Consider the following 23,234-nt stretch of genomic DNA (forward strand, 5'->3'; position numbering starts at 1 on the left):
GGCGGGCAGCGCCCATAGCAGCGCAAGACAGACAAACAGGCGTTTCATGGGAAGACTATGCGCCGCCCTGCGCGGGCGGATCAATAAGGCGTTCAGCCCGGCGCGTGTTGCCTGAAGGCGCGCGCGACCCCGCGCACCCGTCCGCCAAGGCCCGGCTCCACGGCTGCGATCTGGCCCAGCCGCCGGCGCGCCTTCCCGGCCAGTTTCGACATCGGGCCCAGCGGCGCGGTTTCCAGCCCGCGCCAGCCCCCCATGGCCGATTTCATCACCTGCGCGCCCGCGCCCCGCGCAAACGCCGCCCCGTCGATCAGCGCCCGCCGCTCGAACGTGAAATAGCGTTTGTAATAGCCATGTCCCGCGCCCAGATCGACGCGGTCCGCGCCCAGCTCCCCGGTCCCTTCGATCAGTCCGCGCAGCAATTGCAGGCCGGGCGAATATATCCCGAATTCCGCGTCATAGGCGGGAATCCAGCTATGCAGGCTGCCCGCGCCCAGAAGACAGATTTCCCCGGCCGCCAGTCGCCCGTCCACGCGCAGCGTGGACATGCGCAGGCCATGGTCTTCGGCGTCCGTATCGCCCAGCGCGTCCAGCATCACCCGGACCCAGCGCGGGGCCAGAACGTCATGCAGGCCGGTCGCCGCATATTGCTCGCGCTTCCAGCGCAACACCTGCTCGAACGCTTCGGGATCGCGGTCGCGCAGGACGATCTCCACCGACCCGCGCTCGTTTTCCAGCTTCCGCCGCCGCCGCTCGATGGTCTTGTGATAGCGTTTGTGTTCGGCCTTCAGGCGCGCCGCATAGGCTTGCCCGTCGCCGCCGGTCTCCGCCACGTATCCATCCTGAACGGCCCGCGCGCCGGAAGAAAACCGCGCTTCCGGGTCCAGCAGGGTGGAATAGGCATAGGCGCACATGCCCATCGCTTTCAGCGCCGCCGCGGGGTCGAACGCCGCGCCCGGCCGGATGGCCGGCCCGTGCTGGTCGCTGAACGGCGCGCCGATGGGCCGCGCGAAATGCATGGGGCGTTTGTGAAACGGCCAGAAGCCGACGATCTTGCCGTCATTCTCGAAAACGGCCACGCGCGCATCGCCGCGGGCCTGGCCCGCCGCGCGCGCGAACTCCGGCTCCATGAAGGCGCTGTGCGTCCCCATCTCCGCGGTGATGGCTTTCCACGCCTTGATTTCGTCGGGCCCGAGCTCGCCCGGGTGAATCAGATTCGTACGCATAAACCTTGTCGCCGCCGCCCGCCCTCTGGCTTCACCGGTTCGCAACCCTATCGGTGATAGGTGAATATCAAGGAAAGACGTTGAAAATTTTCGCGAAGGCCGCCCATGGCGCGTATCTCGGTTGTCATACCCACGTTTCGCCGCCCGGACGGTCTGCGGCGCGCCGTTGAAAGCGCGCTGGCGCAGGAAGGCGCGCCGGATTTCGAGGTCATCGTGGTTGATAACGCGCCCGAAGGCGGCGCGGACCGGGCGCTGGCGGGCATCAAGGACGCCCGCCTGACCCTGATTGCGGAGCCGAACCCCGGCGTCGCCACCGCGCGCAACGCCGGATGGGCCGCGGCCGTCGCCCCGCGCATTGCGTTTCTCGATGATGACGAGGAAGCCCTGCCGGGCTGGCTGGCGGCGCTGGACACGGCGCTGACAGACCTGGGCGCCGATATTGTTTTCGGCCCCATAGATACGGTTCTGCCTGAAACGACGCCGGCCGCGCATCGCGATTTCCTCAAGGGGTTCTTTGCCCGCACCGGACCGGCCGAAGACGCCGTGCTGGACGATTATCATGGCTGCGGCAATTCCATGATCGCGCGAGAGGGACTGTCCCTGACCGCCGCGCCCTTCGACGCGAAGGCCGATCAGCTGGGCGGCGAAGACGATCTTCTGTTCGCGATGTTGAAGCATAAAGGCGCGCGTTTCGGCTGGGCGTCGCGGGCGCGGGTTCTGGAATATGTGCCGGAATCGCGCGCCTGTCTGCGCTATGCGCTGGCGCGCGGCTTCGCTTACGGGCAGGGGCCCAGCCAGAGCTGCGCCGCGCGCACCCCGCCGGACGCGCCGGGCGTCATTGGCTGGATGGCGGTCGGGGCGGCGCAGGCCGTGGCCTATGGCGCCGCTGCCGGTCTGTTGTGGGCTATCCGCTCGCCCCGCCGCGCCGCGATGCTGGATCGCAGCGTGCAGGGGCTGGGCAAGCTGTTCTGGGGCGACCGCTTCGCCCCCCGCCTCTATGGCGGGGCCTAGACGTCAGGCGGTCTTACGCCAGGTATTCGTCCGGGAAGTCCAGCATGGCGTCCGCCGCGCCCATCACCTCGGCCGCATGGCCCGCAGCCTTGGGCAGCACGCTGTCGGCGTAATAGCGGGCCAGCGCCACCTTTGAATCGGCAAAGCCCGGATCGCCTTCCTTGTTCTTCAAACGGCGCTGCGCGGCCACCGCGCCGATGGCCATGTAATAGCCCCCGGTCACTTCGCTCGCCAGCGTCAGGAAGGGATAGGCCCCGGCCAGACGCTCTTCCGGGTCGCGTTTCTTGTCGGTCAGCCAGGCGACGGTGCGCTCCAGCTGGTCGACAGCGGGGGCCAGACGGCGCGCGATCAGCGGAAGCTCCTCGTTGGAGCTGGTCTCAAGATCCTCAACCGTCTCCCGCATTTCCTCGATCAGGCGCTTCATCGGCATGCCGCCATCCATGGACAGCTTGCGGCCAACAAGATCGATGGCCTGAATGCCGTTCGTGCCTTCATAGATCGGGGCGATGCGGGCGTCGCGATATTGCTGCGGCGCGCCCGATTCCTCGATAAAGCCCATGCCGCCATGGATCTGCACGCCCAGCGATGCGGCCTCGACGCCCAGATCCGTGCCCCAGGCCTTGGCCATCGGGGTCAGCAGGTCTTCACGCCATTTCGCCGCCTTGCGGTCTTCCTCCAGCTCGAAATGCAGGCCGTAATCGGCCGCCACGGCGGTCGCCAGGCAGATATGGCGCGCGGCCTCCAGCTTGGCTTTCATCACCATCAGCATGCGGCGCACGTCCGGATGATTGATGATGGCGGCCGGATAGTCGCCGTCCAGGTCGCGGCCCTGCGTGCGGTCCTGCGCATAGGCCAGCGCCCGCTGATAGGCGCGATGGCCAACGCCCACGCCCTGCATCCCGACATTCAGGCGCGCCGAGTTCATCATCGTGAACATCAGCTTCATGCCGTCGAATTCCTCGCCGATCAGCCAGCCTTTGGCTCCGGCATAGTCCATCGTGCAGGTGGGGGAGCCGTGAATGCCCAGCTTCTCTTCCAGACCGATGGCTTTCACCGCGTTGCGGTCGCCAAGCGATCCGTCCTCGTTCACGAAGAATTTCGGCACCAGGAACAGCGAGATGCCCTTGGTGCCCGGCACCCCGTCCGGGGTCCGGGCCAGCACGGTGTGGATCACGTTCTCCGTGCAATCATGCTCGCCCCAGGTGATGTAGATTTTCTGGCCGGTGATGGACCAGGACCCGTCCCCGTTCGGCTCCGCCTTGGTGCGCAGCGCGCCGACGTCGGATCCCGCCTGCGGCTCGGTCAGGTTCATGGTGCAGGACCATTCGCCGGAAATCAGCTTGGGCAGATAGACGCTGTTCTGATGCTCGTCGCCATGCGCCAGCAACGCCTCGATCCCGCCCTGGGTCAGCATCGGGCAGAGGCCGAACGCCATGTTGGCCGCCTGCATCATTTCCTGCAGCGCCACGCCCAGCGCGCGGGGCAGGCCCATGCCGCCATGCTCGGCCGGCGCGGCCAGGCCCTGCCAGCCGCCCTCGACCATGCGGGCATAGGCGTCGGAGAAGCCCTTGGGCGTGGTCACCGCGCCGTCTTTCAACGTGCAGCCTTCCTGATCCCCGGACCGGTTCAGCGGGCCAAGGATGTCGGCGGTGAACTTGCCGGCTTCTTCAAGAATCTGGGCGGTGAGGTCGCGCGACAGCTCGTCGAACGCGCCGGTCGTTTTCAGGCCGTCCATCGCGACGACGTCTTCCAGAGAAAAGCGGATATCTTCCACAGGGGCGGTATAGGGCATGTTTGGCGAAGCTCTCTTTATCTCGTCTCTGGCGTGGAGAGGGGGAACTTAGAGGGCGGAAGCCGCGCGGCCAATGGCGCAAATGCTGCGGCGCCCAGTCACGCTTTCACAGGTGACGCGGCCACGCGCGCCGTTATCATTCCCTTACAGGCAGAAACAGGCTTCAAGGGAGCAGCGCCTCCATGACCGGAACACGCCGCTACAACGCCGTCGCGATGACGCTGCACTGGCTGATCGCCATTGCCATTATCGGCATGATCTTCTTCGGCTGGTGGGCGGGCGACCTGCCGAACAGCACGCAGAAGCTCAACTATTTCCAGATCCACAAATCGGTGGGCCTGACCATTCTTGTGCTGTCCGTCGCGCGCCTGATCTGGCGCCTCACCCACAAGACCCCGCCTTATCCGGAACAGATGAAAGCGTGGGAGAAAACCGCCGCCACCGCCGTCCACTGGGCCTTTTATGTTCTGATCATCGCCATGCCGCTGGCCGGCTGGCTGATGGTGTCGTCCTCGCCGCTGGGCATCCCGACGCGCTTCTTCTTCCTGTTCGAATGGCCGCACCTGCCCATCCTGCCGGGTCTGCCGCGTGACACGAAAGAGACGCTGGACGCGGTGTTCGAGAATGTTCATTCGAAGATGGCCTGGGTGATTCTGGCGCTTCTCGCACTACATGTCGGGGCGGCGCTGAAGCATCAGTTCGTGGAGCGTATCGACCTGCTGCAGCGCATGATCCCGATTCCCTTCTCGAAGAAGTGAGACCCGCCATGATCCGCATAGCCCCCGCCGCCCTCGCCGTGCTGGCCCTCGCCGCCTGCGGCGACTCCGGCGCCCCGGACACCGCCGCCCAGGCCCCGGCCGAAGCCGAAACCCAGGCCGCGCCCGCCGAAACCGCCGGCCCGGCCGCCGAGGCGCCCGAGAACGCCGCCGACCGCTGGACGGTGGATCAGGCGCAGAGCGCGCTCACCTTCGCAGGCGAGATCGACGGCGAAGCGTTCGACGGCGAATTTTCCGACTGGTCGGCCGATATCTGGTTCGATCCGGATAATCTGGAAGGCTCGAAGATCGACGCCCGCGTCAATCTCGCCTCTCTGGATACCGGCGACTCCGACCGGGACGAAACGGCGACCTCGGCCGACTGGCTGGGGTCCGGCGAGGCGCGCTTTGTCTCGAACAGCGTGACCGCCACTCAGGGCGGCTACGCGGCGCAGGGCGTTCTGACCATCAAGGACCAGTCGCACCCGTTCAATCTGCCGTTCTCGGTCGCGATCAGCGGCGACACCGCCAACGCACAGGCCGAGTTCGGTTTCGAGCGCGCGGGCTGGAATGTCGGCGGCGGCGATTTCGACGGCGCGGTCTCTGACTCGATCGCCGTGACGATAGAGGTCGCGGCGACCCGCTAGGGCGCGCCCGTCCGCAGCACGTCCACGCGCCGCCCGTCCGTCACGGGCGGCGTTTCCGCTTTCTCCAGCCGGTCGATCCGCAACAGGGCGATGGCGTCTCCGCCGTTGGAGGAGCGGATATCGCCCACCGGCTTCTCATCGGCGGTCACTTCCACGCCGTAGTCCGGCGCGCCGCCCTCCACCCTCACGGGCAGCATGCGCTTGCGCAGCGTTCCCTTGCGGTGCATCCGGCTGACCACTTCCTGCCCGACGAAACAGCCCTTCTTCAGATTGACCCCGTTGAACCAGTCCATTGCCGCGTCCGCGGGGAAAATGTCGGCGGGCTGGTAGTCCTTGAACAGCTCCGGGACGCCCAGCGCGATGCGCGCGGCGTCATAACCGTCCGCCGCCGGGACGCCCTCGCGCGGGGCGATCGCGCGCGGCGGCAGGCCGTCATGGCGCGGATCGGCAAACGCGCCCGCGCCGTGCAGGACCACGCCCAGCGTCTCGCTGACATCGGCGACCTCGATCTTCGCGCGCAGCTTGTACATCGCCAGCCGCTGCATCAGCGCCGCCGCGCCCTCCGCGGGCGTGTCGACATACAGCGCCCCGTCGCCGCCATCGCTGATGATCATCTCTGCCAGGATCTTGCCCTGGGGGGTCAGCAGCGCGGCGAACACCGCGTCGTCGCCCTTGGTCATCTCGTTGGTGACAAGGCCGTTGAGGAATTCGCGCACATTCTCCCCGCTAATGCGAAGGACGGCGCGGTCGGTCAGAAGGGCGGGTTGCGTCATGCCCGGCTAGATGCGGGCGGCCGGGGCGTGTTGCAAGCCTGAACCGGCCCGCAAATCCATCATCCGGCCTTATTGCGTTGTCAGAAATCACTGACGGCGCGAAACTGCCGCCGGACCGACGGGGAGACGGACATGGACTGGAGCATTGCTGATTTCGTGATCATGGGCGCGCTGGTGACGGGGGCCGCGCTTGCGCTTTATCTGGCGTTCCGGCGTTCGGGCAGTCTGGCCTATCGCGGCGCTTCGGCAATCGCGGCGCTGGGGGCTTTCCTGCTGATCTGGGTGAATGGCGCGGTGGGAATCATCGGGTCGGAAAATCACGACGCCAATATGTTGTTCGTCGGCGTGCTGGCCGTGGGCTTCATCGGCGCCCTGATCGCGCGGTTCCGGCCGCGCGGCATGGCTACCGCGCTGGGCGCGACGGCGCTTGCACAGGCGCTGGTCGCGCTCGCCGCCCTGGCCGCCGGCTGGGGACAGGCCACCGATATCGTGTTCGCGACGGCCTTCTTCACCGCGCTCTGGATGCTGTCTGCATGGCTGTTCCGCCGCGCCGCGCAGGGGAAGGCGCCGGCCCCGGCCGCCTGAGCCGCCGCGCGCAAAACTGGATTCTTCACGCTCCGCCCCGTTAAAAGAGGGCGGGCCGTATTTTCCGGTCCGCGTCAAAACGAAGGGCGAGATATGGCCGAGACCTATGATCTGATCGTACGCGGCGGCACCGTCGTCAATCACGCGGGCACGTTCCGCGCCGATGTCGGGATCACCGGCGGCAAGACCGTCTATATCGGCGATCTTTCGACCGCGGACGCGGGCGAGGTATTCGACGCCACCGGCCTGCACGTCCTGCCCGGCGTTATCGACACCCAGGTGCATTTCCGCGAGCCGGGGCTGGAGCACAAGGAAGACCTTCAGGCCGGCGCGCGCGGTGCGGTTCTGGGCGGGGTGACGGCGGTGTTCGAAATGCCGAACACCAATCCCACCACCACCGATCCGGACGCCATGGCCGACAAGCTGAAGCGCGCCAGGGGCCGCATGGATTGCGACCATGCCTTTTATGTCGGCGGCACGCCGCAGAACACCGAACATCTGGGCGAGCTGGAGCGCCTGCCCGGCTGTTGCGGGGTCAAGGTCTTCATGGGCGCCTCCACCGGCAATCTCCTGATCGAGACGGATGAGGGCGTGGAGGCGGTGCTGCGCAACGTCAATCGCCGCGCCACCTTCCATTCCGAAGACGAATTCCGGCTGGAAGACCGCCGCTCGCTGGCCCGCCAGGGCGACTGGACCAGCCACACGGACGTCCGCGACGCCGAGGCCGCGCGCCTGTCGACCGAACGCCTGATCCGCCTGGCCCGCAAATGCGGCAAGCGCATCCATGTCCTGCATGTCTCCACCCTGGACGAGATCCCGCTTCTGGCCGCCGCGCGCGATATCGCCACGGTCGAGATCACGCCCCAGCACCTCACGCTGGAGGGTCCGGAAGCCTATGAGCGCCTGAAGGGCCGCGCCCAGATGAACCCGCCCGTGCGCGGCGCCGATCACCGCGCCGCGTTGTGGGAGGCCGTGCGTCAGGGCGTCGCCGACGTCATCGGCTCCGACCACGCCCCGCACACGCTGGAGGAAAAGGAAAAGCCCTATCCGCAATCGCCTTCCGGCATGCCGGGCGTGCAGACCCTGCTGCCCCTGATGCTCGATCACGCCAATGCCGGCCGTCTCAGCCTTGAGCGCGTTGTGGATCTGACCAGCGCCGGCGCCCAGCGCGTCTTCGGCACGGCCGGGAAGGGGCGTCTGGCCAAGGGCTATGACGGCGACCTGACCATCGTCGATATGAAAGAGAAGAAGGAAATCACCGACGCGATGATGGCCAACAAGTCCGGCTGGACCCCGTTCGCGGGCATGACCGTCACCGGCTGGCCGAAAGCCACCATCATCCGCGGCAATATCGTGATGCGCGACGATGAAGTGGTCGCCGAAGGGCTCGGCGAACCCGTCCGCTTCATGGAAACGCTTCAGCCGGAGGGCTGAAACCGGGCGGCCAGCGCGGACAGCCGCTCCGCGGCCGATTTCGCCAGCGCCGCCGCGCCTTCCAGCAAATCTTTCAGCCCGTCCAGCGTACCGGGGCGGTAGGGCTTGCCCTCGGCCAGGTTCTCCGCCGCCTCGTTCCAGCGCAGAATGGCGCTCGCCGCCAGTTCCTCCACGGCGATGCGCGGCGGCTTCAGCTCCGCGGCCAGTTCCGCCCGGCCCAGCTTTTCCAGCCGCTTGACCTCTTCGCGATAAGCCTTCTCCAGCACCGCCAGACGGTCCTTTTTCGGCAGCCGCCGGGTAATGAAAGACGTCAGCCCGCCCTTGCGCGCCGCCGAGGAGATATTCTCCAGCGCCGCCCCGTGGTCGGGCCGCGCGGTGCGCAGCGGCGTATCGGGCAGGGGCGAATATTCCAGCCCCGCCTCCAGCGCGCCCTCCGCAATCCACAGAAGCGCCGCGTCGCTCAGCCCTGTGATGTCCCCGCCGCCGCCGACAGAGCCGTGATCGCCCGGAAACCAGACTTGCTGCACTTTTTCGGGGTCGTGGCTTTCGTCCGGGGTCCACAGCGTCGGTGAGAAGCTCTCCCGCTTCTCGTCAATCGCCACGGCGTGGCGCCCGGCGCGGATCATCGCGCTCAGCTGGGTGTCGTGGAAGGCGAACTTTTCGTTCCGCTGGAACAGGCCGGTGATGAATGTATCGGGCAGGCCCAGGGAGCCGACCGTGTCCCACACGCCCAGAAAATCCACCCGCAGACGCGGCGGCGGATCGGCCTCGGCCTTCCGGTGCGCGATATCGCGGTCGTTCAGTATGTGATCGGCGGCGTAGCGGGCGCGGAATTCCAGCGCCTTCTCCCCGTTCGGGTGCCCGGCCTCGCTGCCGTCGCGATACAGCGCAATCGCCTCGTCCACGCGGGAGGCGTAGCGCCGCTGGATAATGCCGCAATTGCGGATCAGGCCGCACAGGCTGCGCGCGGTGAAGGCGCCCCGCGAAAAGCCGAAAACGTATATCTCGTCGCCCGGCTGGTAATTGAAGATCAGGAAGCGGTAGGCGTCCTCGATATTGCGCAGCAATCCCTTGCCGGTCGCCCCGCCGATCATCTTGTCGACGCCCTTGGCGACCGCCGTGCCCGATCCCACCCCGTCATCGTAGAAAACCAGTTGCCGCACGCCGTCACGGGCCACCGGTTCAACGGATTCGGCCAGTTTCACGACATTGGTCGCAAAGCGGGAATCCAGCCGGTTCCACGTTCCGTCGCAGAAGATCGCCAGCCGCGCCATGGGGGAAGAATACCCTCGATGGGCGACCGCCGACAGGATTTTTCTATCGTGGGTTAAATAACGGCGTGAAATTCCGGCATGGCTGCAGTTTTAGCCCCTAGCGGACGCCGGATTCGCTTCCCATGTGCGTTGAACCAAAGCCGGCGTCCCTCCCCCTATAGAAGCCGGCGACCCCCTGCCGTTGCGCCCCCCAATAGGCAACGGTGGATTCGGCGGCCGGGCCATGACGCAGTCTCCCCCAAGGCGCGTGGTCCGGCCGTCATTCTTTATAAATGGCCGCGCCTTATCGTTTCCCCGGCAATGAACCGCGAAACGAAAGAAGGCGCGCCATGTCCCAGTCAAACGGCCTGATAGAGATCAAGGTGCGCCAGATGTTGGCCGGCGGCATGGTGGAAGGCCTGATCCATGTCCCCGTGGAATCGGTGGACTGGTTCGGCAGGATTGATGAGCGCGATATCGTCTGCGTCCGCGGCGAGAAATTCACCGTGAAGGACATCGCTCAATTGTCGGAAGATATGAAGGCGGCGCGCGGCGGGGCCTAGTGGGCCTGACCCTCGCGCATGGAAAACTCGCCCTTGCGGATGCGTTCGGGCAGGGATTCCGCCATTTCCGCCACCGGCTCCTCGCCATAGGCGTCGATCATGTCGGTCAGCGCGGCGAAGATGGCGGCGGTGGCGATGTGGTCCGGCTCGCACCCGTCGCCCAGCGCGTCGTCCCAGGCGTCCAGGATGCGGTCCAGCGCGATGGATTTCTGTTCTTCTTCCACCACGCGCCCGTCATTCCCTTCATAACGGCCAGCTTTCGGCATTGAATGCTCCCACAGCGTTTTGTCCGCAAAAGACAGTCGGCGCGAACGCGCCTCAAAGGTCAAGCGACAGTTTGAATTCAGCCCTATAGATAGGGATCGCCCAGTTGTCTCGCCAGATCGGCGCCTGTGCGCGACAGCGTCTGTTCCTCAGCCTTCATTTCGGCGCCGCACCGCGCATACCGGCGTTCCTGATAGCGATAGCCGTCATTGAACGCCTCGATCATCGCGTCCCGCAGGCGATAACGCTCGCCCGCCTCCAGCTCCAGCAGCTCAACCATGCGGTTCCGCCAGTACTGGGAATCCCGCCCCTCGCAGGTCAGGCGCAGATAATGCGCCCCGCCAATCGTCTCGGCCAAGGCGATCAGCAGGCTGGAGCGCACGACTTTCGGCTGCGCCGGCGCTTCGTCCGGCTCTGGCGCTTCGGCCTGGTTCTCCAGAACGCGGTCATAGCGTTCCTGCGCCCATCCGGGCGCGGCCAGCAGCGTCAGGGCGGTCAGCCCGGCGAGGATTTGAAAAACGCGCTGTTTCATCGCGCGCAACCTAACGCCGGGACCCTGAACCGTCTCTGACTGATTCATGAAGGATGCGGCGCGCCTGTGCGATCACCCGCACGGTTTCCGACCACAAATCCAGCGGCGCCAGCGCGTCCGGCGCGAAGAAGCGCGCCCGGTCGGCGTCATCGCCGGGCCGCGGTTCGCCGCTGATCCAGCGCGCGGCATAATCGGCCAGCACGTAATGGCTGCCGGGGTCGATGCGGTCGACCACATCGATCAGGCCAATCACCTCGATCTCGCAGCCGGTTTCCTCGCGCACTTCACGGGCAACCGCCTCGATGGCCGTCTCGCCGAACTCGATCTTGCCGCCGGGCAGGGACCAGCTTCCTTTCAGCGGGGCGCGGCCGCGCCGGATCAGCAGCACGTCATCGCCGCGGAACACCACCGCGCCCGCGGCCGCCACGGGCCGGGTCATGACCGCGCCCTCTTGCCACGCGACGCGAACACGCCAGTCTGGGCGCCATGATTGATCCGGTGGATGTGCGCGCGGCCTGGAAACCTGTCATGCGCCTGTGGTGGCGTTTCAAGCGGCCGATGACGCTGGGCGTCCGCGTGATCGCCGCCGATGAGCAGGGGCGCGTCGCCCTGATCCGCCATTCCTACGCCCATGGCTGGCACCTGCCCGGCGGCGGGGTGGAGCGCGGCGAGACGGCCATCGAGGCGGCGGGCCGCGAAGCGGCGGAGGAGGCGGGCGTTCATCCCGAAACCTTGTCGCTTTTCGGCGTCTATTCCAACCATGCCAGCTATCGCGGCGACCATGTCATCGTATTCCGCGCCGATTCCTGGCGCGCGGTGGATCCGCTGGAAGGGTTCGAAATCGCCGAACGCGGCTGGTTTTCCCCTGCCCGATTGCCCGATGATGTTACAAACGGAACAAGGCGGCGGCTCGAAGAGGCCTTCGCGGGCCGGGAGGTCTCGCCGCACTGGTAGGGGAGGCTTGTTCGCATGGCGAAAGTGCTCGGCATCGGCGGCGTGTTTTTCAAGTGCAAGGACCCGGCGGCGCTGGCCGCCTGGTATCGCGACCATCTGGGCTTTGACGTAACTGACGGCTGGAACGGAACGGCCTTCCAGCCGTCCGAGGATGACGCGCCGGACCTGCGTATTGTCTGGGGTCCGTTCAAACAGGACACCGATTATTTCCAGCCGTCCGGGCGGGAAGCCATGATCAATTTCCGTGTCGACGATCTGGAGAGCGTGCTGGAAAAGGCGCGCGCCGGCGGGGCCGAACTCGCGGGTGAAATCGAGTCCTATGATTATGGCCGTTTCGGCTGGTTCATCGACCCGGAGGGCTACAAGATCGAACTCTGGCAGCCGATACAGACCGGGGCCTGACACCCGTATTCATTAAGCGCCGGCCTTGGCGAAAGCGCCCCCGCTACTCTTGTAAATAAATGAGCGTTCATTTATTAAGGGGCATGAGCGTAGCCGAAAAAACACCGAAACCGGGCTGGCGCCGCCGCCCGGAAGCCCGCCCGGACGATATTCTGGACGCCGCGCTGGACGCCTTCGTGAAAAAGGGATTTTCCGGCGCCACGGTGGCGGAGATTGCGCGCGGGGCCGGGCTGTCCCAGGGCGCGCTCTATCGTTATTTCCCGTCCAAGGAAGACATGCTGCGCGCCCTGATCCGCCGCTCCGTCACGCCGGTCGCCGCCCACGCCGCCAGCCTGATGGAAAATGCGGAGGACGACCCCGCCGGGGCCTTGCGCATGGCGGTCAGCTTCATGGGCGAGGCAATGAGCGATCCGCGCCGCTTCGCCGTGCCGCGCCTGATCATCGCGGAAGCCGGAAATTTCCCTGAACTGGCGGAATTCTACCGGGAAGAGGTGATCGAGGTCGGCCTCGGCGCGCTGCAGCGCCTGATCCGCGCTGGCGTCACGCAGGGCCAGTTCCGCGATGTCGATCCGCAGGCCGCGGCCCGCTCTATCATCGGCGGGTTGATGCTGCACATGGTCTGGATGACCACGTTCGCCCGCGCCGATGACCCGCCGCTGCCCGGCAACATCATGGCGCAGCATCATCTGGACATCATACTGAACGGGATGCGCGCCGACGGGGGCAAGCCCAAATGATCCGCGCCGCCATCCTGCTCGCCTGTCTCGCCCTCGCTGCTTGCGGCGCCAGTGATGACGGGGCCCTGCTGGGCTATGCCGAAGGCGATTACCGCTATCTCAGCCCCCGCGAACCGGGCCTGATCACCACGCTGGACGTGGCGGAGGGCGACCGCGTGGAGCAAGGCGCGCCGCTGTTTTCCGTCGACGCCGAACGCGCCCGCCTCGCCGTGCAGGAAGCGCAGGCCCAGCTCGCCGCCGCCCGGTCGCGCCTGGCCGACCTGCAGCGCGGCGGCCGCCCGGAAGAGGTGGAGGCCGCGGGCGACCGCCTCGCCTCCGCCCGCGCCGATCTCGCCCTGGCGCAGGAAGAATATGACCGCGCGCAGCAACTGGTTGCGCAGGACGCCGCCCCGCAGCGCCAGCTGGACGAGGCCGAACGCGCCCTCGGCGTCGCCCGCGCCCGGGTGCAGGAACTGGCCTCGCAGCGCCAGCTCGCCGCGCTGCCCGCCCGCGAGGACGCCATTCAGGCCGCCGGGGACGAAGTTGAAGCGGCTGAAGCGCGCCTCGCCCTGGCCGCCGAACAGCTCGCCGACCGCTCTTTCCGCGCCCCCGCGCCCGGCCGGGTGCAGCGCATATTCCGCCGCCCGGGCGAGGCCGCTTCCCCCAACGCCCCGGTCCTCTCCCTGCTGCCGGACGACGCCATGCGCCTTGTCTTTTTCGTACCGCAGACCGAGCTTGCCCGCGTCACCGCCGGTCAGGGCGTCAGCGCCGCGTGTGACGGTTGTCCGGCCGGTCTCACCGCCGAAATCGCCTTCATCTCCACACAGGCCGAATACACCCCGCCCGTCATCTTCAGCGAGACCGAGCGCGCCAAGCTGGTCTATCGCGTCGAGGCCATTCCCGAAGACCCCGCGCGCTTCCATCCCGGCCAGCCCGTCCAGGTACGGCTGGACCGATGAACGCCGCCGAACCCGCCATCCGGGTCGAGGGTCTGACCAAAAGGTTCGGCGACTTCACCGCCGTCGATCATCTCTCCATGAGCGTTCCAAAGGGCGTCATCTATGGCTTTCTCGGCCCCAACGGATCGGGGAAAACCACCACGATCCGCATGATGTGCGGCCTCCTCACCCCGGACGAGGGGGAGGGAACCGCGCTCGGCTACGACATCCTCACCGAAGGCCGCCGGATCAAGAAGCGCGTCGGCTACATGACCCAGAAATTTTCGCTCTATGAGGAACTCAGCGTCCGCGAGAACCTCAATTTCATGGCCCGCATGTATGGCGAGGCGGACGTGCGCGCCCGCGTCGACGCGGTGATGGCGGAATACGGTCTCGCCGACCGCGCGAAACAGCTCGCCTCCCAGCTCTCCGGCGGCTGGAAGCAGCGTCTGGCGCTGGCCGCCTCCATGATCCACAAGCCGGACCTTCTGCTGCTGGACGAACCCACCGCCGGCGTCGACCCCGCCGCCCGCCGCCATTTCTGGGAGCGGATACATGACATGACGGCCAGCGGCATCACCGTTCTCGTCTCCACCCATTACATGGACGAGGCGATCCAGTGCGACCACATCTGCTTCATCCACAAGGGCCGCAAGCTGGTCGACGCCCCCGCCGCCGAAATTCCCGAACGCTCCGGCCTCGTTACATGGCGCATCAAGGGTCCGGACCTCGACGATCTGGCGAAGGAGCTGCGCCGGCTCGCCCCGGTCGAACAGGTTGCCCGCTTCGGCGACGCCCTGCACGTCTCCGGCAAGGACGCCGGCGCGCTGGCGCGCAGTCTCGCCCCCTACAAGGACCGTGAAAATCTGGAGCTGCGCGAGAGCGAGGCGGGCCTCGAAGAGGTCTTTATCCACCTGATTGAGCAGAACCGCGATGACGCGGCGCAGGCGGCCTGAGGCGTCATGTACTCCTTCAGCCGCATATTCGCCGTCCTGAAGAAAGAACTGGTCCAGATGCGGCGGGACCGGCTGACCTTTGCGATCATGATCATGATCCCGATCGTCCAGCTCACCCTGTTCGGCTACGCCATCAATACCGACCCGCGCCACCTGCCGACCCTCTTGGACATCCGCGATGACGGCCCCTTCACCCGCGCCATCGTCTCCACCCTGCACACCTCCACCTTCTTTGACGTGACCCGCGTGGTCGGCTCGGCGGCGGAGGGCGACGAGGCCCTGAAGACCGGCGCGGCCGATTTCGTGGTCATCATCCCGGAAGGGTTCGAGCGCGCGCTGGTCCGCGGCGAACGCCCGCAGATCGTGGTGGAGGCCGACGCCACCGACCCCGTCGCCGCCGGCGGCCCGGTCGGCGCGCTGCCCGTCCTGCTGGACCGCGCCCTCTCGCCGCTGATGGAGGAAGCCGCGCTGGCCGCGCCCGACCCCCCGCCCTGGGACCTTGTCGTCCATCGCCGCTACAACCCGGCCGGCGTCACCGCCTACAACATCGTGCCCGGTCTGCTGGCGGTCATTCTTACCATGACCATGGCCATGATCACCGCCATCGCCATCACGCGGGAGCTGGAGCGCGGCACGATGGAGACCCTGCTGGCCACCCCCGCCAGACCGATGGAGGTGATGATCGGCAAGATCCTGCCCTATGTCGGGGTCGGTTATATCCAGATCGCCATATTGCTGATCGCGGGGGTCGGCCTGTTCGGCGTGCCCTTCACGGGCGGCCTCGCCCCGCTTTTGCTCGGGGCGACCGTCTTCATCGTGGTTAATCTGGCGCTGGGCTTTCTCATCTCCACGCTGGCCCGCACCCAGATGCAGGCCATGCAGATGACCTTCTTCTTCTTCCTGCCCTCGATCCTGCTGTCAGGCTTCATCTTCCCGTTCGAGGGGATGCCCCTGTGGGCGCGCTGGCTGGGGGAGGCTCTGCCCACCACCCATTTCATCCGCTTGACTCGCGCCGTGGTGCTGAAAGACGCCGGCTTTACCGACATCGTCAATCAAATCTGGCCGATGCTGATCCAGCTCACCGTCATCACCACCATCGCGGTCAACCGCTACCGCCAGACGCTGGACTAGGAGTCTTCGCCGCCCGGCAGGGCGCCGGCCTCGTGCGCGTCTTCCTCGTCGTCTTCGTGATGCGACAGGGCGGTCAGCTTGTCGGGCAGGGACTTGCTGGTTTCCGCGCCCATCTCTTTCAGCATCTCCGCCTGACGCACCAGGTTTCCGCGCCCGGTGGAGAGCTTCTTGCGGGCGTCGTCATAGGCGTTGCGCGCCCGGTCGATATTCAGCCCGACCTTCTCCAGATCCTCCGCGAACCCCGCGAATTTCTCGTACAGCGCCCCGGCGCGGGAGGCGATCTCCTGCGCGTGGCGGTTCTGGTTCTCGATCCGCCAGAGATTCTGCACCGTCCGCAGCGCCATCAGCAGCGTATTGGGCGAGGCGATCATCACATTGTTCGACGCCGCATAGCTCTGGATCTCGCTGTCATGCTGGATCGCCAGCGACAGTGCGGATTCAATCGGTACGAACAGCACCACGAAATCCACCCCGCCATAAAGCTGGGCGTAATCCTTGGCCGACAACCCCTTGATGTGGTTGCGCACCGAATTGATGTGGCTTTTCAGGTGCGCGTTCCGTTCCGCCTCTTCCTCGCAATTCACACAGCGCTCGAAACTCAGCAGGCTGACCTTGGAGTCGATGACCAGCTTCTGCTCGTTGGGCAGGTTCACAACCACGTCCGGCCGAAGCCGGGTTCCGTCCTCGGCCGTGTGGGCGGTGTTCTGGGTGACGAATTCCTCGCCCTCGCGCAGCCCCGATTTCTCCAGGATCGTTTCCAGGATCATCTCCCCCCACGCGCCCTGCTGCTGGGTGGACCCTTTCAGCGCGTTGGTCAGGTCGGTCGCTTCCTTGGAAATCTGCCCGGTCTGTTTTTCCAGCTGCTCGAACATATGGCGCAGGGTCGTGGTCTGTTCGGTGCGCGTATGGCCGTCTTTCTGGAACGCCGTCTCGAAATTCTTGATCTGCTCGCGAAGCGGGTTCAGCAGCATCTGGACCTTTTCCTGATTGGTCTCGGCGAAGGTCCTGGACTGCTTTTCCAGCGCCTGATCGGCCAGCGTCTTGAATTCCTTTTCCATGTCCTGCCGAAACGCGATCAGGGTCTCCACCTTCTCCTGATGCGCCTTCTCGCGCTCCTCGGCGCGGGAGCGCAGCGACTCCAGATCCTTCTCCGCCTGATGCAGCCGGGCTTCGCTCTGGTCCAGCTTCGCGCGGATATCGTCGGCCTGCCCGGCCTTCACCGCGGCCTCCCGCAAATCGCCTTTCGTGCGCGACAATTCCTCGCGCGCGGCGTTCGCGCGCCGCGAGGTCAGGACAAAAACGATCAGGGCGGCGAGAAACGCGCCGGCGAGGAAGGCGGCAACGCCAATCAGGACAGGGTCGGTCATGCGTTCTTTGTCCCCGATTCGTTCCGTTCCCGCCATTGCCCGCTGCCAATGGCCGGGAACGCCGTCATTCCGCGCCGCGTTTCAGACGCCGCTCAATAATTCATATGAGGGACCGTAAAAGCCATGTCCGATATCCAGCCGATCATCCCCGGCCGCCCGGCCCCCGATCTCGCGGTTCCGCTGGTTGGCGGAGGCCGGTTCTCCCTGCGCGACCAGTCGATCGAGCATTTCGCCCTGATCAATGTCTATCGCGGCAAGCATTGCCCGATCTGCAAGAAAACCATGCAGGCCTGGGACAAGCGGGCCGATGAGTTAAAGGCGCGCGGCCTCTCCGTCCTGTTCCTCAGCGCCGATGACGAGGAAACCGCCGAGGCTTCGGTCAAGGAATGGGAGATCGAGAATCTGAAGGTCGGCTGGGGGTTCGAGCTGGCAGAAGCGCGCAAATGGGGCCTGTTCATTTCTCAGACGATCAAGGACGGCGAGCCGGAATATTTCACCGAACCGGGCCTGTTCCTGATCGATCCGGAGTTCGCGCTCTACGCCTCTTTTGTCCAGACGGTCCCGTTCGCCCGCCCCGGCCTCGACGATCTCCTCAGCGCCATCGACTTCGTGGCGAAGGAACGCTACCCCGCGCGCGGCAAGGTCGAACACGTTCCGGACTAGACGCCGCCCGCGCTTTGCGGGCATGTCGGGGCGGTCATGACCGCGCCTGTCCTCAACGCCGCCGATCCGGCCGCCATCGCCCGCGCCGCGGAAATTCTGCGCGGCGGCGGGCTCGTGGCCATGCCGACAGAAACGGTTTACGGACTGGCGGCGGACGCCTCGAATCCACAGGCCGTCGCCGGGCTCTATTCCGCCAAGGGCCGCCCGCGCTTCAACCCGCTCATCGCCCATGTCGGCGGCTTCGAGGAGGCCGCGCGCCACGGTCAGGCTTCAGGTCTGGCCGAACGGCTGGCGGCCGCGTTCTGGCCCGGCCCGCTCACTCTCGTCCTGCCCGCGCGCCCCGATTGCGGGGTCTGCGATCTCGCCCGCGCGGGTCTGGATACGGTCGCTCTGCGCGCCCCGGCGCACCCGGCCGCGCAAAGCCTGCTGGCAGCGTTTGGCGGCCCGCTGGTGGCCCCCAGCGCCAACCCGTCAGAGACCATCAGCCCCACCACCGCGGCTCATGTCGTGGAAGGGATGGGCGAGGCGATCGACCTGATCCTGGATGGCGGCCCCTGCCGCGTCGGCGTGGAGTCCACGGTGGTCGCGGTGCGCGGGGAGGGCGCAACCCTGCTCCGCCCCGGCGGCCTCTCACGCGCGGAGATCGAAGCCGTCTCAGGCCCGCTGGCCGATGCAAAACCAGGCGAGACCGGCTCCCCCGGCATGTTGCGACGCCACTATGCGCCGAACGCCCGCCTGCGCCTGAACGCCAGCGCCCCGGAAACGGGGGAGGCGTATCTGGGTTTCGGCCCCGGCGCGCCGGACGGGGCGCTGAACCTCTCGCCCGAAGGCGATCTGGCCGAGGCCGCCGCGAACCTGTTTTCCTGTTTGCGGCGTCTGGACAGAGAAACCGGCGCCATCGCGGTGGCGCCGGTTCCCGAGGCGGGGCTGGGCGAGGCGATCAATGACCGCCTTCGCCGCGCCGCCGGTTAGCGATTTTTATTATTCAGCCGCGTCGCCCATCAGGCTGCGCATCTGTTCCAGATAGGCGATCCAGGCCTTGCGCCCGGCCGGGGTCAGTTTCGCCGTGGTCAACGGCTTCCGACCCTCGAACTTCTTGGCGATCTCCACATATCCGGCGTCTTCCAGCTTGCGCAGATGCACCGAAAGATTGCCGTCCGTCGCACTGGTCTGCGCCTTCAGGTCGGCGAAGCTGGCCGCCCCGGCGGAGGCGAGATAGGCCATCACGCCCAGCCGCAGCCGCCCGTGGATCACCTCGTCCAGATTATCGGCGTTGAACTCTGGCATCGGTCTATACCGTCGTGCGCGGCGCCCGCGCCAACTGGTAGAGCCCCGACACGCCGGCCGTCGCCAGCACGAAGCCCGCCGCAACCAGATAAAGCACGCTCTGCCCGATCAGCAGGCCGGAAATGACGGTGGCCGCCGCGCAGATCACCGCAAAGCCCAGCATCACCCGGTCGCGGGAGAACCGCCCCACCGCATAGAAGGCGATGGTGTAGCAGGCGAACGCCACGCCAAGGATGGTGTCGAAGGCGGCCAGCGGCGCCGCGCCGAACGCCACGCCCAGGAAAACGCCGAACGTATAAAGCCCGATCGGCACGCCAATGGTCGACCAGACCATATTGGCCAGCCGGTTATTGACCGAGGAAACCCCCGCCGGGTCCTTGACCAGGGTCGCCAGCAGCGCCGTGCCGATGCCGCCGATAATCGCGTAACCAATCCAGAACGCGCCGATGGCGTTGATCGGGAACGGCGCCCGTCCGGTCAGCGCCATCCAGTGAAGCCCCAGCATGGCGGCGGTCAGCACCCCCCACCACAACGCAAACCGTCCCCCCACCAGCGGCGCGGTCTCCCCGCGCTCGGCAAGGTCCTTGATATAGTCCAGATCCTGAGTGAGCGTGCTCATCACATTTCCCTCGTATAAATAACTTTACAAAATAAAGTATATGAACCGGAGATGGATTGCAAGGGGCGTTTCCTCGGTATGAATCGCGTGATTTCCAGAGGAAGTTTGCGCCCTCTGGAGTTCGCCTTCGAGACGCCCTTCCGGGCTCCTCAGGCTAAGGATTGGGTTTGGAAGCGGCTATTTCTCCTCCTCCCCATCACCCTCACCCTGAGGAGCCGCGCCTTCAGGCGCGGCGTCTCGAAGGGCCGTCACAGAAGACAACGCAACCTCCATATCACCCACCATTGTCATCCCGGACTTGATGCGGGATCCCGGCAAAGCTTGCGTCCTCGTTCGCCGAGATCCCGCATCTCCGCTTCGCTCCGTGCGGGATGACAAAACAAGAGGATGAATCGAAAACAATCAGACCGGGTCACGCGTAACCGAAGACACCAACCCAAAATGTCATCCTCCGACGGAGCGCAGCGGAGATCGGAGGACCCAGTTGAAATCTTTGCGCCCCACGTTCCCTGGATCCTCCGGTCAAGCCGGAGGATGACGGGTGAAGGGAGGAAGAGGGCGAGGCAAAAAAACCTACCGCGTGCGGACCAGTTTCAGCTTCCGGGTCCGGTTCTGGCCGCGTTCCATGCCCATCAAGTCCTGGGCGAAGCGTTCCAGCTCCCCGGCGTAATGGCCCTCGGGGCGGTCCAGCCGGGCGCGGTCCAGAAAGCCTTGCGCGGCGCGGCGCAGGGCCGGTTGCGGGTCGCCGCTTTTCACCGCGCGGGCCAGCGCGATGTGCAACAGCTTGCGCAGCCATTCATGAGCCGGCAGCAGTTCAGCCGCCATCCAGAAGCCATCGCGCAGCAGCGGTTCGTAATCCGGTTCGATCGCCGCGTTGCGGCACAGGGCGAACCAGCGCCAGTAGAGATGCTTCATCGCATCGCCGGAAGACAGGCCCAGATCGCGCTCCCGGTAATAGGAAACCCCGCTCCGCCCGGTCGCTACCCAGGCGCTCGCCACCCGCGTCAGGCGCAGCTTGAAGACCCAGTCCTCGTACATCCGGCCATAGGTCTCGAACCCGCCCGCGGCGCGATACAGCGCCTTGGTCATCAGCATGTCGCGCGGCACCGGGCCGTCGCGGCGGAACAGATAGCCGACCTGGCGATAGCCGGGCAGGGCCGCCAGCTCCTCCATCACCCAGCTATGATCGTAATCGCCGTCCTCATAGACCTCGACATCGCTCATCGCGACAGCGCTCAGCGGATCGTCGGCGCCCTGCAGCGCCGCCCATTCGGCCTCCAGCTTGTCCGGCCACCAGAAATCGTCCGTATCCATGTGGGCGACCCAGTTTTGCCGGGCCTGCAGGGTCGCAAGATGCCGGTTCGCGCCGGGGCCGACATTGTTCGGCTGGCGCAGGTGCCGCACATTGAAATGCGATTCCGCCAGCCGCCGGCAATGGGTGGACACCGCCTCGTCGGACGCGTCATCGGCCAGGATGATTTCCGTCGGCCGTAGCGATTGCGTCAGCAGACAGCCCAGCGCCCGCTCGATCGTTTCCAGCGGTTCGTTATGGATGCTGACGATGCAGCTGATCTGTGCGTCGTCATTGCGGGAAGGGCGGGCGAGGGATTTCAGCGCGTTTTCCAGCTGCGCCTGCGCCTCGCTGGCGCGCGTCTCCGCGTCCTGCTTCTTGTGGCCGGTCCGCCCGTCAAATGCGAAGCGCCAGCCGACGCTGGTGCGCCAGGTCGGATATTTGCGCAGCAGGGAATGGCCGGTGCTCTTCTCGTAGAAATCCTGCAGACCGCCCAGCTTGTAACGGTCGGAGATCAGGCCCTCCGTCTCCAGCGGGTCCAGCAGGAATTCCTCGTACCAGTTCTGGAAATCGGTCAGGAAGCCGATCTCCGCCTCGCTGAGCACGCGGTTGGCCTTGGTCGTGACTCCGGTGCGCTTGCGCCCCTGCGTCACTTCCGGCGCGGCCAGCGGCGCCAGGCCCAGGAACCCGGCCAGCCGGTCGCGCGCCACCGCCTCGTTTTCCAGCAGCAGCTCATAGGGCAGCAGCATCACGTTCTTCGGGTGCGCCGCGTAATGCTCGGTCAGCGCCCGGTTCATGTAGAGCCACCAGTAACCGGCCCAGACATGCTCCTTCTCGTCGGGGCTGGCGGGCAGGTCGGCCTTGTCGCCGAAGCGCCGCTCTATCTCTTCGGCCAGGCGCAGCTTGTCGCTGCGGTGGAACTCGTCGCCCAGCAGCGAGAAATGCAGATGCGCCGAATTCACGCTGTCGAACGGGTTGCGCACCACGCCGATGATCTTCGCGTCCGGGTAGAGCCGCGAATACGCCTCCAGCCGGCCGCACCCGCGGATCATCTTGATCAGCCCGTCGCCCTCCGGAACCAGGTTCTCGACGAACTGGTCATGGGCGGCGTCGGGTTTGGTCAGGAACAGCGGCGTTTCCAGATGGGTCAGCACGCCGCGCGCCGAAAACGCCTGCGTGGTGAAGCCGTCCGGGTTCAGATCATCGCCCCGGAACAGGGCTTTGGAATCCCAGATATAGGGCTCGTAAACCGGGGTCCCCAGCTGTTCCAGATTCTTCAGCCAGCCATGGATAAGCTCGAACGCGGCGGTCGTGCCGCTGCGCCCGACGCCGGCGATGATGATGGGCGGCCGGCTCACGCCGCGCGCTCCCCGGCCGGGGCCATCAGCTTCAGATAGAAGGGGATCAGTTGCGGGGTCTTCCAGCCATAATGGCGCAGCGCGACAGGCAGGCGTTCGGCCGCAAGGCGCGCGCTGTCGCCATAGGACAGGCCCGTATCGTCAACGCTGGCGATCACGCGGTCCGTCTTCCGTATCTTTGCGCCCGCCCGGTCGCATTTCACGAAGAACTCCCAGTCCGCGATCACGCGCCGGGACTCGTCGAAGGGGAATTTCTCCAGCCATTCGCGCCGCGTCAGCGCCGCCTGGTGGCAGAACGCCATGCCCCGCCACAGCGACCGCGCGTATTGGCGCACATGGCCGGCCCCGGCGGCGCGCGCCTCGCCATAAACGATGTCCGCTCCGTCCAGATCCAGATCGTCCAGCGCCTCCGGCGCGTCGAAAGCGTCGCCGGAATTCATGAAGATCACCCATTCGCCCGTGGCCGCCCGCGCGCCCTTGTTCATGGCGTCATAGATGCCGCCATCGGGCTCGGCGATCAGGGTGGTGACGATATGGGAAAAATCGCGCGCAATCTCGGCGGAGCCGTCGCTGGAATCCCCGTCCACGACCACCAGCTCGCAGGCGCGGTTCAACCGCTCCACGCTGCGCAGGGCGCGGTACAGTCCGGCGGCGTTATCGCGGTTTATGGTGACGATGGAGATCAGGGGCGCATCGGCCATGGCGGCGGGGCGGATTTGC

Annotated in this window: 26 protein-coding genes; 14 read left to right on the forward strand and 12 right to left on the reverse strand. The window is 66.2% G+C overall.

The features are described 5' to 3' along the window. Positions 1-92: 92 nt before the first annotated feature. Positions 93-1,223 carry a GNAT family N-acetyltransferase gene (locus H2040_RS04445; RefSeq protein ID WP_287154834.1) on the reverse strand — a complete coding sequence of 377 codons (1,131 nt, stop codon included), beginning with the start codon at positions 1,221-1,223 and terminating at the stop codon, positions 93-95. A 105-nt stretch (positions 1,224-1,328) separates the two neighbouring features. Between H2040_RS04445 and H2040_RS04450 the strand changes: the two genes are divergently transcribed. Beyond that, positions 1,329-2,234 (forward strand): glycosyltransferase family 2 protein, encoded by a 906-nt coding sequence (locus H2040_RS04450; protein ID WP_287154836.1) that lies wholly within the window; start codon positions 1,329-1,331, stop codon positions 2,232-2,234. Positions 2,235-2,247: 13 nt separating this feature from the next. Here H2040_RS04450 and H2040_RS04455 read toward each other — a convergent pair whose 3' ends face one another. After that, the gene (locus tag H2040_RS04455) at positions 2,248-4,026 is read right to left on the reverse strand and encodes an acyl-CoA dehydrogenase family protein (protein ID WP_287154838.1); all 1,779 of its coding nucleotides are present in this window, start codon (positions 4,024-4,026) and stop codon (positions 2,248-2,250) included. Between the two features lie 182 nt (positions 4,027-4,208). Here H2040_RS04455 and H2040_RS04460 point away from each other — a divergent pair, with 182 nt between their 5' ends. Further along, positions 4,209-4,784 carry a cytochrome b gene (locus H2040_RS04460; protein ID WP_287154840.1) on the forward strand — a complete coding sequence of 192 codons (576 nt, stop codon included), beginning with the start codon at positions 4,209-4,211 and terminating at the stop codon, positions 4,782-4,784. 8 nt (positions 4,785-4,792) lie between these two features. After that, the gene (locus tag H2040_RS04465; protein WP_287154842.1) at positions 4,793-5,428 is read left to right on the forward strand and encodes a YceI family protein; all 636 of its coding nucleotides are present in this window, start codon (positions 4,793-4,795) and stop codon (positions 5,426-5,428) included. Here H2040_RS04465 and ygfZ read toward each other — a convergent pair. Further along, positions 5,425-6,201 carry a CAF17-like 4Fe-4S cluster assembly/insertion protein YgfZ gene (gene ygfZ, locus H2040_RS04470; RefSeq protein ID WP_287154844.1) on the reverse strand — a complete coding sequence of 259 codons (777 nt, stop codon included), beginning with the start codon at positions 6,199-6,201 and terminating at the stop codon, positions 5,425-5,427. The two genes, H2040_RS04465 and ygfZ, sit on opposite strands and share 4 nt — an antisense overlap. Positions 6,202-6,333: 132 nt before the next feature. Here ygfZ and H2040_RS04475 point away from each other — a divergent pair, with 132 nt between their 5' ends. Both H2040_RS04475 and H2040_RS04480 read left to right on the forward strand, forming a co-directional pair. Next, positions 6,334-6,786 (forward strand): hypothetical protein, encoded by a 453-nt coding sequence (locus H2040_RS04475; RefSeq protein WP_287154846.1) that lies wholly within the window; start codon positions 6,334-6,336, stop codon positions 6,784-6,786. 93 nt (positions 6,787-6,879) lie between these two features. Further along, the gene (locus H2040_RS04480; RefSeq protein WP_287154848.1) at positions 6,880-8,220 is read left to right on the forward strand and encodes a dihydroorotase; all 1,341 of its coding nucleotides are present in this window, start codon (positions 6,880-6,882) and stop codon (positions 8,218-8,220) included. Here H2040_RS04480 and H2040_RS04485 read toward each other — a convergent pair. Then, the gene (locus tag H2040_RS04485; RefSeq protein WP_287154850.1) at positions 8,205-9,494 is read right to left on the reverse strand and encodes a T6SS phospholipase effector Tle1-like catalytic domain-containing protein; all 1,290 of its coding nucleotides are present in this window, start codon (positions 9,492-9,494) and stop codon (positions 8,205-8,207) included. The genes H2040_RS04480 and H2040_RS04485 overlap by 16 nt on opposite strands. Positions 9,495-9,823: 329 nt before the next feature. Between H2040_RS04485 and H2040_RS04490 the strand changes: the two genes are divergently transcribed. Continuing rightward, positions 9,824-10,036 carry a hypothetical protein gene (locus H2040_RS04490; protein ID WP_033310459.1) on the forward strand — a complete coding sequence of 71 codons (213 nt, stop codon included), beginning with the start codon at positions 9,824-9,826 and terminating at the stop codon, positions 10,034-10,036. On the opposite strand, the gene H2040_RS04495 is transcribed toward H2040_RS04490, so the two are convergent. The 3 genes from H2040_RS04495 to H2040_RS04505 form a co-directional block, all read right to left on the reverse strand. After that, positions 10,033-10,302 carry a hypothetical protein gene (locus H2040_RS04495; RefSeq protein WP_051122703.1) on the reverse strand — a complete coding sequence of 90 codons (270 nt, stop codon included), beginning with the start codon at positions 10,300-10,302 and terminating at the stop codon, positions 10,033-10,035. The genes H2040_RS04490 and H2040_RS04495 overlap by 4 nt on opposite strands. 83 nt (positions 10,303-10,385) lie before the next feature. Next, positions 10,386-10,832, reverse strand: a complete 447-nt coding sequence (locus H2040_RS04500; protein WP_287154854.1) for a TIGR02301 family protein — start codon at positions 10,830-10,832, stop codon at positions 10,386-10,388. Between the two features lie 10 nt (positions 10,833-10,842). Continuing rightward, positions 10,843-11,271, reverse strand: a complete 429-nt coding sequence (locus tag H2040_RS04505; protein WP_287154856.1) for an NUDIX hydrolase — start codon at positions 11,269-11,271, stop codon at positions 10,843-10,845. A gap of 47 nt (positions 11,272-11,318) precedes the next feature. Here H2040_RS04505 and H2040_RS04510 point away from each other — a divergent pair, with 47 nt between their 5' ends. The 6 genes from H2040_RS04510 to H2040_RS04535 all read left to right on the forward strand — a co-directional run bounded on the left by H2040_RS04510 (position 11,319) and on the right by H2040_RS04535 (position 15,929). Continuing rightward, complete coding sequence (locus tag H2040_RS04510) at positions 11,319-11,786, forward strand: NUDIX domain-containing protein (protein ID WP_287154857.1); 468 nt, start codon at positions 11,319-11,321, stop codon at positions 11,784-11,786. Positions 11,787-11,801: 15 nt separating this feature from the next. Further along, complete coding sequence (locus tag H2040_RS04515) at positions 11,802-12,188, forward strand: VOC family protein (protein WP_287154860.1); 387 nt, start codon at positions 11,802-11,804, stop codon at positions 12,186-12,188. A gap of 83 nt (positions 12,189-12,271) precedes the next feature. Then, positions 12,272-12,925: a TetR/AcrR family transcriptional regulator gene (locus H2040_RS04520; RefSeq protein ID WP_287154862.1), complete on the forward strand. Its 654-nt coding sequence runs from the start codon at positions 12,272-12,274 to the stop codon at positions 12,923-12,925. Further along, a complete protein-coding gene (locus H2040_RS04525) occupies positions 12,922-13,863 on the forward strand; it encodes an HlyD family secretion protein (RefSeq protein WP_287154864.1) in 942 nt (313 codons plus the stop codon). Before H2040_RS04520 ends, H2040_RS04525 begins: the two co-directional genes overlap by 4 nt. Beyond that, positions 13,860-14,798: an ABC transporter ATP-binding protein gene (locus H2040_RS04530; RefSeq protein WP_287154866.1), complete on the forward strand. Its 939-nt coding sequence runs from the start codon at positions 13,860-13,862 to the stop codon at positions 14,796-14,798. Before H2040_RS04525 ends, H2040_RS04530 begins: the two co-directional genes overlap by 4 nt. Before the next feature lie 6 nt (positions 14,799-14,804). Further along, positions 14,805-15,929 (forward strand): ABC transporter permease, encoded by a 1,125-nt coding sequence (locus H2040_RS04535; protein WP_287154868.1) that lies wholly within the window; start codon positions 14,805-14,807, stop codon positions 15,927-15,929. Here the strand turns inward: H2040_RS04535 and H2040_RS04540 are convergent. After that, positions 15,926-17,296, reverse strand: a complete 1,371-nt coding sequence (locus H2040_RS04540; protein WP_287154870.1) for a DNA recombination protein RmuC — start codon at positions 17,294-17,296, stop codon at positions 15,926-15,928. The two genes, H2040_RS04535 and H2040_RS04540, sit on opposite strands and share 4 nt — an antisense overlap. A gap of 123 nt (positions 17,297-17,419) precedes the next feature. On the opposite strand from H2040_RS04540, the gene H2040_RS04545 reads away from it, so the two are divergent. Together H2040_RS04545 and H2040_RS04550 are read left to right on the forward strand one after the other, a co-directional pair. Beyond that, positions 17,420-17,959 (forward strand): redoxin domain-containing protein, encoded by a 540-nt coding sequence (locus tag H2040_RS04545; protein WP_287154872.1) that lies wholly within the window; start codon positions 17,420-17,422, stop codon positions 17,957-17,959. A gap of 36 nt (positions 17,960-17,995) precedes the next feature. After that, a complete protein-coding gene (locus H2040_RS04550; protein ID WP_287154874.1) occupies positions 17,996-18,931 on the forward strand; it encodes an L-threonylcarbamoyladenylate synthase in 936 nt (311 codons plus the stop codon). Positions 18,932-18,940: 9 nt separating this feature from the next. On the opposite strand, the gene H2040_RS04555 is transcribed toward H2040_RS04550, so the two are convergent. From H2040_RS04555 to H2040_RS04570, 4 genes are all read right to left on the reverse strand, one after another. Continuing rightward, complete coding sequence (locus H2040_RS04555) at positions 18,941-19,246, reverse strand: winged helix-turn-helix domain-containing protein (protein WP_287154876.1); 306 nt, start codon at positions 19,244-19,246, stop codon at positions 18,941-18,943. A gap of 4 nt (positions 19,247-19,250) precedes the next feature. Then, positions 19,251-19,865 (reverse strand): hypothetical protein, encoded by a 615-nt coding sequence (locus tag H2040_RS04560; protein ID WP_287154878.1) that lies wholly within the window; start codon positions 19,863-19,865, stop codon positions 19,251-19,253. Positions 19,866-20,438: 573 nt separating this feature from the next. After that, positions 20,439-22,514 (reverse strand): glycosyltransferase, encoded by a 2,076-nt coding sequence (locus tag H2040_RS04565; RefSeq protein ID WP_287154880.1) that lies wholly within the window; start codon positions 22,512-22,514, stop codon positions 20,439-20,441. After that, positions 22,511-23,215: a glycosyltransferase gene (locus tag H2040_RS04570; RefSeq protein WP_287154882.1), complete on the reverse strand. Its 705-nt coding sequence runs from the start codon at positions 23,213-23,215 to the stop codon at positions 22,511-22,513. Before H2040_RS04570 ends, H2040_RS04565 begins: the two co-directional genes overlap by 4 nt. Positions 23,216-23,234: the final 19 nt, after the last annotated feature.

It is taken from the genome of Euryhalocaulis sp., from assembly GCF_013911995.1.
Classification (GTDB): domain Bacteria; phylum Pseudomonadota; class Alphaproteobacteria; order Caulobacterales; family Maricaulaceae; genus Euryhalocaulis; species Euryhalocaulis caribicus.

What these genes read in the sequence shown, in the direction of transcription:
- H2040_RS04545 (WP_287154872.1), top strand. Translation starts at nt 17,420, where the DNA reads ATGTCCGATATCCAGCCGATCATCCCCGGCCGCCCGGCCCCCGATCTC.
- H2040_RS04445 (WP_287154834.1), bottom strand. Translation starts at nt 1,223, where the DNA reads ATGCGTACGAATCTGATTCACCCGGGCGAGCTCGGGCCCGACGAAATC.
- H2040_RS04555 (WP_287154876.1), bottom strand. Translation starts at nt 19,246, where the DNA reads ATGCCAGAGTTCAACGCCGATAATCTGGACGAGGTGATCCACGGGCGG.
- H2040_RS04450 (WP_287154836.1), top strand. Translation starts at nt 1,329, where the DNA reads ATGGCGCGTATCTCGGTTGTCATACCCACGTTTCGCCGCCCGGACGGT.
- H2040_RS04525 (WP_287154864.1), top strand. Translation starts at nt 12,922, where the DNA reads ATGATCCGCGCCGCCATCCTGCTCGCCTGTCTCGCCCTCGCTGCTTGC.
- H2040_RS04540 (WP_287154870.1), bottom strand. Translation starts at nt 17,296, where the DNA reads ATGACCGACCCTGTCCTGATTGGCGTTGCCGCCTTCCTCGCCGGCGCG.
- H2040_RS04505 (WP_287154856.1), bottom strand. Translation starts at nt 11,271, where the DNA reads ATGACCCGGCCCGTGGCGGCCGCGGGCGCGGTGGTGTTCCGCGGCGAT.
- H2040_RS04535 (WP_287154868.1), top strand. Translation starts at nt 14,805, where the DNA reads ATGTACTCCTTCAGCCGCATATTCGCCGTCCTGAAGAAAGAACTGGTC.
- H2040_RS04495 (WP_051122703.1), bottom strand. Translation starts at nt 10,302, where the DNA reads ATGCCGAAAGCTGGCCGTTATGAAGGGAATGACGGGCGCGTGGTGGAA.
- H2040_RS04550 (WP_287154874.1), top strand. Translation starts at nt 17,996, where the DNA reads ATGACCGCGCCTGTCCTCAACGCCGCCGATCCGGCCGCCATCGCCCGC.
- H2040_RS04485 (WP_287154850.1), bottom strand. Translation starts at nt 9,494, where the DNA reads ATGGCGCGGCTGGCGATCTTCTGCGACGGAACGTGGAACCGGCTGGAT.
- H2040_RS04530 (WP_287154866.1), top strand. Translation starts at nt 13,860, where the DNA reads ATGAACGCCGCCGAACCCGCCATCCGGGTCGAGGGTCTGACCAAAAGG.
- H2040_RS04475 (WP_287154846.1), top strand. Translation starts at nt 6,334, where the DNA reads ATGGACTGGAGCATTGCTGATTTCGTGATCATGGGCGCGCTGGTGACG.
- H2040_RS04460 (WP_287154840.1), top strand. Translation starts at nt 4,209, where the DNA reads ATGACCGGAACACGCCGCTACAACGCCGTCGCGATGACGCTGCACTGG.
- H2040_RS04465 (WP_287154842.1), top strand. Translation starts at nt 4,793, where the DNA reads ATGATCCGCATAGCCCCCGCCGCCCTCGCCGTGCTGGCCCTCGCCGCC.
- H2040_RS04515 (WP_287154860.1), top strand. Translation starts at nt 11,802, where the DNA reads ATGGCGAAAGTGCTCGGCATCGGCGGCGTGTTTTTCAAGTGCAAGGAC.
- H2040_RS04490 (WP_033310459.1), top strand. Translation starts at nt 9,824, where the DNA reads ATGTCCCAGTCAAACGGCCTGATAGAGATCAAGGTGCGCCAGATGTTG.
- H2040_RS04500 (WP_287154854.1), bottom strand. Translation starts at nt 10,832, where the DNA reads ATGAAACAGCGCGTTTTTCAAATCCTCGCCGGGCTGACCGCCCTGACG.
- H2040_RS04480 (WP_287154848.1), top strand. Translation starts at nt 6,880, where the DNA reads ATGGCCGAGACCTATGATCTGATCGTACGCGGCGGCACCGTCGTCAAT.
- H2040_RS04520 (WP_287154862.1), top strand. Translation starts at nt 12,272, where the DNA reads ATGAGCGTAGCCGAAAAAACACCGAAACCGGGCTGGCGCCGCCGCCCG.
- H2040_RS04570 (WP_287154882.1), bottom strand. Translation starts at nt 23,215, where the DNA reads ATGGCCGATGCGCCCCTGATCTCCATCGTCACCATAAACCGCGATAAC.
- H2040_RS04510 (WP_287154857.1), top strand. Translation starts at nt 11,319, where the DNA reads ATGATTGATCCGGTGGATGTGCGCGCGGCCTGGAAACCTGTCATGCGC.
- H2040_RS04560 (WP_287154878.1), bottom strand. Translation starts at nt 19,865, where the DNA reads ATGAGCACGCTCACTCAGGATCTGGACTATATCAAGGACCTTGCCGAG.
- H2040_RS04455 (WP_287154838.1), bottom strand. Translation starts at nt 4,026, where the DNA reads ATGCCCTATACCGCCCCTGTGGAAGATATCCGCTTTTCTCTGGAAGAC.
- ygfZ (WP_287154844.1), bottom strand. Translation starts at nt 6,201, where the DNA reads ATGACGCAACCCGCCCTTCTGACCGACCGCGCCGTCCTTCGCATTAGC.